Source organism: Longimicrobium sp., assembly GCF_036280135.1.
Classification (GTDB): Bacteria; Gemmatimonadota; Gemmatimonadetes; order Longimicrobiales; family Longimicrobiaceae; genus Longimicrobium.
Window position 1 is genome coordinate 1 of record NZ_DASURI010001014.1, and the last position, 8,668, is coordinate 8,668.

The 8,668-nt window shown below is 70.3% G+C and carries 10 protein-coding genes; 3 read left to right on the forward strand and 7 right to left on the reverse strand.

What is annotated here, in order from left to right:
* The 5 genes from VFZ20_RS32565 to VFZ20_RS32585 all read right to left on the reverse strand — a co-directional run.
* The coding region (locus VFZ20_RS32565; protein ID WP_329688157.1) for an excinuclease ABC subunit UvrA at positions 1-2,215 on the reverse strand (2,215 nt) is incomplete at its 3' end.
* A gap of 85 nt (positions 2,216-2,300) precedes the next feature.
* Positions 2,301-2,714 (reverse strand): DUF1801 domain-containing protein, encoded by a 414-nt coding sequence (locus tag VFZ20_RS32570; RefSeq protein ID WP_349264161.1) that lies wholly within the window; start codon positions 2,712-2,714, stop codon positions 2,301-2,303.
* Between the two features lie 259 nt (positions 2,715-2,973).
* Positions 2,974-3,219 (reverse strand): hypothetical protein, encoded by a 246-nt coding sequence (locus tag VFZ20_RS32575; protein WP_329688159.1) that lies wholly within the window; start codon positions 3,217-3,219, stop codon positions 2,974-2,976.
* A 23-nt stretch (positions 3,220-3,242) separates the two neighbouring features.
* A complete protein-coding gene (locus VFZ20_RS32580; protein ID WP_329688160.1) occupies positions 3,243-3,683 on the reverse strand; it encodes an SRPBCC domain-containing protein in 441 nt (146 codons plus the stop codon).
* Entirely contained in the window at positions 3,680-4,009 is a 330-nt protein-coding gene (locus tag VFZ20_RS32585; protein WP_329688161.1) for a metalloregulator ArsR/SmtB family transcription factor, read from the reverse strand. Before VFZ20_RS32585 ends, VFZ20_RS32580 begins: the two co-directional genes overlap by 4 nt.
* 446 nt (positions 4,010-4,455) lie before the next feature.
* Between VFZ20_RS32585 and VFZ20_RS32590 the strand changes: the two genes are divergently transcribed.
* The 3 genes from VFZ20_RS32590 (at position 4,456) to VFZ20_RS32600 (ending at position 7,027) form a co-directional block, all read left to right on the forward strand.
* Complete coding sequence (locus VFZ20_RS32590) at positions 4,456-5,580, forward strand: hypothetical protein (RefSeq protein WP_329688162.1); 1,125 nt, start codon at positions 4,456-4,458, stop codon at positions 5,578-5,580.
* Between the two features lie 464 nt (positions 5,581-6,044).
* Positions 6,045-6,521, forward strand: a complete 477-nt coding sequence (locus tag VFZ20_RS32595; protein ID WP_329688163.1) for a hypothetical protein — start codon at positions 6,045-6,047, stop codon at positions 6,519-6,521.
* Positions 6,518-7,027, forward strand: a complete 510-nt coding sequence (locus VFZ20_RS32600) for a hypothetical protein (protein WP_329688164.1) — start codon at positions 6,518-6,520, stop codon at positions 7,025-7,027. Before VFZ20_RS32595 ends, VFZ20_RS32600 begins: the two co-directional genes overlap by 4 nt.
* A 37-nt stretch (positions 7,028-7,064) precedes the next feature.
* Here the strand turns inward: VFZ20_RS32600 and VFZ20_RS32605 are convergent, their stop codons facing one another.
* Both VFZ20_RS32605 and VFZ20_RS32610 read right to left on the reverse strand, forming a co-directional pair.
* Positions 7,065-7,469 carry a hypothetical protein gene (locus tag VFZ20_RS32605; RefSeq protein ID WP_329688165.1) on the reverse strand — a complete coding sequence of 135 codons (405 nt, stop codon included), beginning with the start codon at positions 7,467-7,469 and terminating at the stop codon, positions 7,065-7,067.
* 22 nt (positions 7,470-7,491) lie between these two features.
* Positions 7,492-8,668 (reverse strand): hypothetical protein (locus VFZ20_RS32610; RefSeq protein WP_329688166.1); only part of this gene is annotated, 1,177 nt, incomplete at its 5' end.

Below are 8,668 nucleotides of genomic sequence, written 5' to 3' on the forward strand. Positions count from 1 at the left end.
TGGTGGGCTCGTCGAACAGCAGGAGCTTCGCCTCGTCGGCGTCGCCGCTGTCGACCAGATGCCCGGCGAGCTTGAGGCGCTGTGCCTCGCCGCCCGAGAGCGTCGGCACCGGCTGGCCCAGGCGCAGGTAGCCCAGGCCCACGTCCGCCATGCGCCGCAGGATGGCGTGCGCGGCGGGCACCTTTCCCTCCCCCACCCCGAAGAAGCCGACCGCGTCGGCCACCGGCAGGTCCAGCACCTCGGCGATGTTCAGCCCGCCGAAGCGGTACTCCAGCACCGACGCCTGGAACCGCCGGCCCCCGCACTCCTCGCAGACGGTGCTGACGCCGGCCATCATCCCCAGGTCGGTGTAGATCACCCCCGCGCCGTTGCAGGTGGGGCACGCGCCCTCGGAGTTGGCGCTGAACAGGGCCGGCTTTACGCCGTTGGCCTTCGCGAACGCCTTGCGGATGGGCTCCAGCAGCCCCGTGTACGTGGCCGGGTTGCTGCGCCGCGAGCCCTTGATGGCGCCCTGGTCCACCGTCACCACGCCCTCGCGCGGCGAGACCGAGCCGTGGATGAGCGAGCTCTTGCCGGATCCCGCCACCCCGGTCACCACCACCAGCACGCCCAGGGGGATGTCGACGTCCACGTCCTTGAGGTTGTGCGCGCGGGCGCCGCGCACCTGCATCACCCCGGTGGGCGTGCGGACGGACGGCTTGAGCGCGGCGCGGTCGCCCAGGTGGCGGCCCGTGAGCGTGCCGCTGGCCTTGAGGCCGTCCACCGTGCCCTCGAAGACGATCTCGCCGCCCGCGGTGCCGGCGCCGGGGCCCAGGTCGATGACGTGGTCGGCGATGGCGATGGTCTCCGGCTTGTGCTCCACGACGAGCACCGTGTTGCCCTTGTCGCGCAGCCGCAGCAGCAGGTCGTTCATCCGCTGGATGTCGTGCGGATGCAGGCCGATGGTGGGCTCGTCGAAGACGTAGGTCACGTCCGTGAGCGACGAGCCCAGGTGGCGGATCATCTTGGTGCGCTGCGCCTCGCCGCCGGAGAGCGTGCCGGCCGGCCGGTCGAGCGAAAGGTAGCCCAGCCCGATCTCCACGAACGAGTCCAGCGTGTGCCGCAGCCCGGCCAGCAGCGGCGCCACGGACGGCTCGTCCAGCCCGCGCACCCACGCCGCCAACTCGTCGATCTGCATGGCGCAGGCGTCGGCGATGTTGATCCCGCGGATCTTCGACGACCGCGCGGCCTCGTTCAGCCGGGTGCCGCCGCAGTCCGGGCAGGCCGTGAACGTCACCGCGCGCTCCACGAAGGCGCGGATGTGCGGCTGCATGGCCTCTACGTCCTTGGACAGCATGGACTTCTGGATGCGCGGAATCAGCCCCTCGTAGGTGAGGTTGATGCCGTTGATCTTCACCTTGACGGGCTCGCGGTGAAGGAAGTCGTGCAGCTCCGTCGCGGTGTAGTCGCGGATGGGCTTGTTGGGATCGAGAAAGCCGGACTCGGCGAACATCCGCACGGACCAGCCGTCCGCCGTGTAGCCGGGGACGGTGATGGCGCCTTGGGCCAGCGACTTCGTCTCGTCGAACAGCTTGGTCAGGTCCACGTCGTTCACCTGGCCCATCCCCTCGCAGCGCGGGCACATTCCGCCCGTGACGCTGAAGGTGCGCTCCTCGGTGATCCCCGTCTTTTCGATCGTCACCTCGCCGCCGTAGTGCCGCACGGGGGCGCCGTCCTTGCCCGCGCGCACCTCCGTCCGTCCCGATGCCTTTTCGATGGTGATGGTCCCCGTGGCGCGGACGGAGGGCACGTTGAACGAGAACGCGTTGGACGAGCCGATGTGCGGCTGGCCCAGGCGGCTGAAGAGCACGCGCAGCATGGCGTTGGCGTCCGTGGCCGTGCCCACGGTGGAGCGGGCGTTGGCGCCCATCCGCTCCTGGTCCACGAGGATGGCCGTCGTCAGTCCCTCCAGCACGTCCACCTCGGGCCGGGCCAGCGACGGCATGAAGCCCTGCAGGAACGCGCTGTAGGTCTCGTTGATCAGCCGCTGCGACTCGGCCGCGATGGTGCCGAACACGAGCGAGCTCTTGCCCGATCCCGAGACGCCCGTGAACACGGTCAGCCGCCGCTTGGGGATGTCGACGCTGACGTCCTTGAGGTTGTTCTCGCGGGCGCCCTGGACGCGGATCCAGTCGTGGGTGTCGGCCGGGTGCGGGCGGGAGGAGGCCACGGTCATCGAGCGTTCTTCCGGGGATAACGCGATCCCGCGGGCACCCGGACGGGCACCCGCGGCGGGGGCGGATTTGGAGAATGTAGCGCGCTCAGCGCCGGGAGGAAGCGGCCTTGCCGCCGGACGCGTTCAGCGCCACGGCTTCGCGAAGGAGCGCGGTCAGCGCCGGCGCGTCGATCTCGTCGCCCGCGCGGAGGTCGATGGCGCGCCGCGCGTTGCCCTCCAGGCTGGAGTTGAAGAGGCCGGACGGGTCCTCCAGCGAGGCGCCCTTGGGGAACGTCATCTTCACGTGCGTCTTGTAGACCTCGCCCGTGCAGAGGATGCCGTCGCGCGACCAGACGGGGTTGTCCCACTTCCACTCCTCCACCACGTCGGGATCGGCCTCGTGGATGAGGGCGCGGATGCGGCCCAGCGTCTCGCCCCGCCAGTCGCCGAACGCGGCGATGCGCTTGCTGATCCGCTCGGACGCGGACCCGGTTTCCTGCGTGGATGCGGAGCTCTTCATCATCGCCTCGTCGGTGTGCGTGCGCGGGTGACTGAATTCAGTGCCGATCTACCGCTGGTGCTCCCCAGGAGAATTGATTTCCTGAGGGAGGCGCCGCTGGTCCCCTGCCCCATCGCCGATCCCTGGCGCCGACCGAAGGATCTCGCCCGCCTCGCAAGGACCCGGCGCGGGAGCGGAGCCCCTGCCCTGCGGAGCAGATCCTTCGGTCGCGCCACGGTCCGGTGAACGGGCGAGCTCCGCGCGGCGCTCCCTCAGGAAATCAAATTCCCTGTACGGTCTCCGTCTGCGCGTTGCGGCCGCGCGCCCGGGAGACGTACGGCAGCGCGAACAGGTACAGGCCGCTGAACAGGAGCAGGAACAGCGGAAGCAGCGGCGAATACGTGATCCAGGCCGGCGGCGTGCCCCCGTCCGCCCGCGCCATGGCGACGAAGTTGGCGATGACCGTCACCGTAAAGGCGATGGACAGCCAGCGGTGCGTCTGCCGAACCAGCTTGTTTCCGCTCATCGAGACCTCCTCCACGCCAGGGTTCAGGGAATCTGCTCCAGCAGGTCCACCAGCTTGCCGCCCATCATCTTCCAGCCGTAGCGCGCGCCGCCCCAGTTCTGCTTCTGCTCCGGGGTGAAGCCCGACTGCACCAGCGTAAGCCGCGTGCCCGCGTCCGTCGGCGTGAGCGTGAACGTGACGACGGTGTCCAGCGACGGGACGGTCCACGCGTAGCTCAGCTTGCGAAGCGGCTCGATCTCCAGCATCCGGCAGTCCACGGTGCCGTCCCAGCCGGGGTATGGCTGCGTCTTGAACGTGAACGCGGCGCCCGGCGCCAGCTCGAACCCGATGGCGGGCAGCAGCCACTGGGCCAGCAGCGCGGGATCGGTGAGCGCGCGCCACACCTTCTCGGGCGGATGGCGCAGATCGAACTCGAACGCGAGGGACTCGGTCTGCGCGGGGGCGGTCGTATCGGCGAACTTCATCCGTCCATCCTCTCCAGGAGCTGTTCCAGGCGCTGGACGCGGTCCGTCCAGAATGCCTGGTAGTGCGTGATCCAGTCGATCAGCGGCTTCATGCCCTGCGGCTCCACCCGGTAGTAGACCAGGCGCCCCTCGCGCCGGCCCGTCACCAGGCCGGCGTCCCGGAGTGCGGCAAGGTGCTGCGAGACCGCCGGCTGCGAGATGTCGAAGCGCGCCGTGAGGTCCTTGACCGCCGCTTCGCCCCGCGTGAGGGATTCGAAGATCGCCCGGCGGCTGGGGTCTGCCAGCGCCTGGAAGATCCTGTCTTCGGCATCGGCTGCGCTCTTCATGGGTGATATATAAGTCTGTGCTTATACGATGTCAAGCATCGTGATTTCGGCGATGCGAGGGGCCGGTGCGCGCCCTTCCCTTTCGCTCAGGAACGCGCCTTTCGCATTCACGAAGCGCGAGAAAAACGTTGACTCTCCGCGGTGCCTGGGCTATGCTCCGTCACCTGACCGGCGCCGAATCATGCGGCACCCACAAAGCTCCTTCTCCGCCCTTTCTCGTGTATATACCGAGCGCGATATCCTGGCTGCTGCGCCTGACGGGCTGCCTTGTCCTCGGCGGGGGGATGCTCCTGGGATGCGCGTGGGCCGGTGGTCCTTCCTCTGCGGAGGCGTACGCATCGAGTCGTCCCGTCAGGCCGAGCATCGAACACCGGGCCGACGGAGGCGAGTGCGCCTACTCCGGATGGACGACACCGCGGCCGATCGCCGGCGTGCCCGCGGGATCGGTGATCCGATCGCCCTCCGTCGCGCTGCGGGGGGCGCACGGCTACGTCGTCGGCAACGACATTCCCCTCTTCGACAGCGTTCCTTCGCCGTCCGCGCCGCTGATCGCCATGACGCGCGACGGCCAAGCCATCGGCCAGCCCGCGGGCAATTTCCTGTTCATCTCGCCACGGGTGCTGCTGGGGGACGACGAAATCCTCCACGCGTTCTGGGGTGAGCCGGCCGCCGGCTGGCAACCCGCCGTGCGCGCGGACTGGATCTCTAGCGCCACGTACACCGCGTCGCTCTGGCACGCCACGTACACGCCGGACAAGGGCTGGAGCCCCGCCAGCCCGGTGTACGCCGCCGCGCGGATCGGGTGGTCCGACGGGATGGGAGATGTCGCGCCGGACCCGGTGGCAGGGCTGCACGCGGTGATTGTCGACGACACGGCGCGGACGCTCGTGCACCTGGCGTACTCCGAGGGAGAATGGCGGGCCCGGCGCATCCCCGGGGTGGAGCTGCCCGCCTATTCCAGCATCGCCGTGGATGACGACGGGCAGGTGTACGTGGCGTACGTGGCGCCCGACCGCACCGTGGAGAGCGACGCGAACAGCGTCTTCCTCGTGCGCTCGCCGGACCACGGCCGCACGTGGCTCCCGCCCCGACTGATCAGCCGCTCCGGCAGCGCGCAGGCGACCCAGGTGCACGTGCTCGCCACGCAGCGCGGCGTGCACCTGGTGTGGGCGCAGAACGTCACGCGCGGGGTCGTTCCGCAGGTCGTACGGCATCTAGTCTCGGGCGACGGGGGAGACACCTGGTCTGCCGCCGAGGACCTCGACATCCCGGACGAGCTGGGATCGCTGCGGACGGTAGCGGACTCCTGCGGCGCCGTGCACGTGACGTACGAAGCGGTCGTTTACGACGAGCAAGGTGCAGAAGAGCGGGGCGGGCTCTGGTACGCCCGGTGGGACGGGGCGTGGAGCGCGCTGGAGCAGCCGTTCGGATCGCTCAACTCCACCGAGGCGGACCTGGCCGCGGGCTCCGACGGCGCGCCGCGGCTGGTGTGGTCCGTGGTCCACCCCGGCGCGACGCCATACGAGACGACCTTCCTGGCGGTTGAATCACATCTCCAGCGCACCAACTGAGGAGGGGAAGAAGGGTCGAACACCGCCCGGGGCCGTCACTATCGGCCCGAGCCGCGCGCAGCTCCGTTCATCCGCTCCCGCCACCCACGCGATCTCAATTGGAGGCCCGCATGGCTGTGACCCGACGCATGACCCGGTACGGCAGGTGTCTGGTGAGGATCCTCGCACTGTCCCTGACCACGGCTTGCGAAAGCGCCCGCATGCCCCTGGAGGTCAATCCCGCGGCAGCGCCCGCTCCGCTGGAATTCACGTCAATGGTGGGAGAACCCGCCCGGCTCGCCTGGATTTCCGGATTGTCGGAGGAACTGCGGGCAGTGAATCAGCGGATCGGTTCTGGACCCGCAGCGGAACCCGCGCTCCTGGCGCGAGCGGCATGGCTCAGCGACCGGATCGAGCACGCGGGCTCCGTTGCGAGCTCGACGGACGAGGACGCCGGAATCATCGACTTCGGAACGGATGTCCGTATGTCCGTCGTAGGCCCCAGCTCGGTGCTGGCGTATACGCAGACCTCGCGCGCCACGAAGATCCAGCACGTCATTCGAATTACCGAGACGGCCGGGGGGCGCACGTACGCGCATCCTCCCTTGACGGATGATTCGGGCTTTCTGCACCAGAGCGCGTTGTATACGAGCGTGGCCATGCCAAGGTGCACCGAGCCGATGACGGTGGACGCGCGGACGGAGCATTCGGCGGAATCCATCACGTTCGCGAGGCAGCTCGCCCTGAGCCATGGCAACGGCTCGTGCAGCCCGCCGTCGCCCTGCCCGTCGGACAAGACTTCTCCGATCAGCTACAACTGCACGGGAGGCGGGGGAAGCGGCGGGACGACGACAGTCACCTGCTACACCGTCACGACCGAGTACTACTGGTACTATCCGGATACCGACACGTACGAGTACCGGTACACGGAGACCAACACGTGGTGCGAGAGCTCGACATGAGAATCCTGCCGCCAACCCGCACACCGGCCATGAACTTCCGCTCCCTGCTCTTTACCGTTGGATTCGCCTTGGTGATGGGGAGCGCGCCCACCTCCCTCCCGGCACAGGTGAGTCCCCTCACACCGCCGCAGACGCCGGAGAGCAGGGTCGCCATCACGCTGGTTCTCACGGACCATGGCGCCGGGCCCACGCTCCTGCGGAGGACCGGGAACGAGGACCGCAACGTCATCCTGCTGGATTCCGCCACCGTGGATGCGCAGCAGCTCTCCGACGCCGTGTTCCAGCTGCTGATCCTGGAGGCCCAGGACCCGCAGGGACAACGGCGCGGCAACAATGCGGCGCAACGTGTGCGGATCAGTGAACCGCACCCGGTCTACTGGTGGGCCGCCGAGGCACTCCAGCGTCTTCGTGCCTCGGACCCGCTGCGAATCCGCGGGGTGGGTGGGGGAAGAGAAAGCCGCACCCTGCGGATCTGGATGCCTCCGCTGCGTGGCTTGTCGCGGTAGTCGCGTCCTCACCAGCCTCTGAGGCAGGCAGCAGCCGCTAGCGCAGCGGGCCGACGATGAGGGTGTCGGCGGAGGCGTAGGCGGTGTCGGATTCCTGAATCATCCGCGTCTTCGCGCTCACGGTCATCCCCGGCGCGAGGGGCGCGGCGCGGGACAGGCGCGCGCCGGAGCGGCAGAGCAGCGTCGTCCCCTCGCCCACGCTGAACGACATGCGGCCCCTCGTGCGCCCCTCCGGCTCCACCTGCACCATCACGTTGCGGATCCAGCCGTGCCCGGCCGCCTGACTGGAATCGACGGAGACGAGGGGGCCGTGATACCAGCCCTGCCCCTCCGGCCGCATCACGCGCCCCGCATCCTCCGGACAGGCGGAGGGAGCGGAGGACGCGCACGCGGCGGACGAGAGCACCAGCAGGACGGCGGCGGTTCGGCGGATCGGCAGCATCAGCGTCGCGCGGAAGGGCGGATCAGAACTCGGGGCCCAGGTCCAGCACCACGCGCGGCTCCCCGCGGTTGTTGAAGCCCACGCCCAGCGATAGCGCGCCGAACGGGGAGCTGTGGAACAGGCCCACCTCCGCGCCCACCGTCCACGGCTGGTCGGAGAGGACGGCGTCCACGTCGTCCGCCACGGCGCCGGCGCGGAGGCGCGTGCGCAGGTAGGCGCCCAGCGGCGTCTGCCAGGCCGCGTCCACGCCGCCCACGAGCCGCGCGCGGCCGCGGGCCTCGCCCCAGCGGTAGCCGGGCACCAGCCACTCCTCGCCCAGCGACGGGATCAAGTCCGGCGGCGCGTCGCCCCAGACCGCGGCGCCGTCCGCCACGACGGCGGCCCGCAGTGCGCCCCGCCGCACGTCCAGCGAGGCGCGCGCCCGCGCCTGCTGGTACTGGACGTCGCCCCAGCGCGCCTCGGCCTCGGCGAAGCCCGTCGTGCCCACCACGGGGCGCTCGGACTGCGGCACGGACACGCGCAGCAGCGGGCCCACGGACCACCCTTCCCCGCCCCCGTCCACCCCGATGCGCTCCGCGCGCACCATGCCCACGGCCACGCGCTCGTTCAGCAGCTGGTGCAGCTCCAGCGAGCCCCAGGCGCCCGCGCGGCTCACCTCCACGTCGTCGCCGGGGCGGATGAACGGCACGTCCGTCTCGCGGATGAACGCGCCCAGGGTGGCCACCAGCGGTGACAGGCGCACGGGATAGGCGCGCACCTCCGCGGCCGCCATCTGCTCGCGCCCCGTGGCCAGCCCCGTGACGCTGGCCACCGTGGGCGCGCCCATCATGGCCGTGACCTGCTGAAACGAGAGCCACACGCGGCCAAAGCGGTCGGAGTCGTAGCCCAGCGCGCCGGCGATGGAGCGCCGCGGCGGCGCCTCCGCCCGGACGACGAGCCGCGCGCCGCCCGCGCCGTCTTCCTCCACGCGCGGCCAGATGCCCTCGAACAGCCCGGTGGTGTACAGCCGGTCCAGCGTGGACAGCACCCGCCGCGGTTCATACGGCCCCGGCACCAGCGGATCGAACGCGCGCCGCGTGTACGCCGCGAGCGCCGAGTCGGGCGCCTCGACCACGAGCGTCGTGAAGCGCGCGGGCGGCGCCGGCAGGCCGCGGCGGGGGCGGCCCGTGGCGCGCACGGAATCGCCCGCCCGCTCCACG

Excerpts from the sequence above, each read along its gene's own strand:
- VFZ20_RS32570 (WP_349264161.1), bottom strand. The coding sequence starts at position 2,714 with ATGAAGAGCTCCGCATCCACGCAGGAAACCGGGTCCGCGTCCGAGCGG.
- VFZ20_RS32575 (WP_329688159.1), bottom strand. The coding sequence starts at position 3,219 with ATGAGCGGAAACAAGCTGGTTCGGCAGACGCACCGCTGGCTGTCCATC.
- VFZ20_RS32580 (WP_329688160.1), bottom strand. The coding sequence starts at position 3,683 with ATGAAGTTCGCCGATACGACCGCCCCCGCGCAGACCGAGTCCCTCGCG.
- VFZ20_RS32585 (WP_329688161.1), bottom strand. The coding sequence starts at position 4,009 with ATGAAGAGCGCAGCCGATGCCGAAGACAGGATCTTCCAGGCGCTGGCA.
- VFZ20_RS32595 (WP_329688163.1), top strand. The coding sequence starts at position 6,045 with ATGTCCGTCGTAGGCCCCAGCTCGGTGCTGGCGTATACGCAGACCTCG.
- VFZ20_RS32600 (WP_329688164.1), top strand. The coding sequence starts at position 6,518 with ATGAGAATCCTGCCGCCAACCCGCACACCGGCCATGAACTTCCGCTCC.
- VFZ20_RS32605 (WP_329688165.1), bottom strand. The coding sequence starts at position 7,469 with ATGCTGCCGATCCGCCGAACCGCCGCCGTCCTGCTGGTGCTCTCGTCC.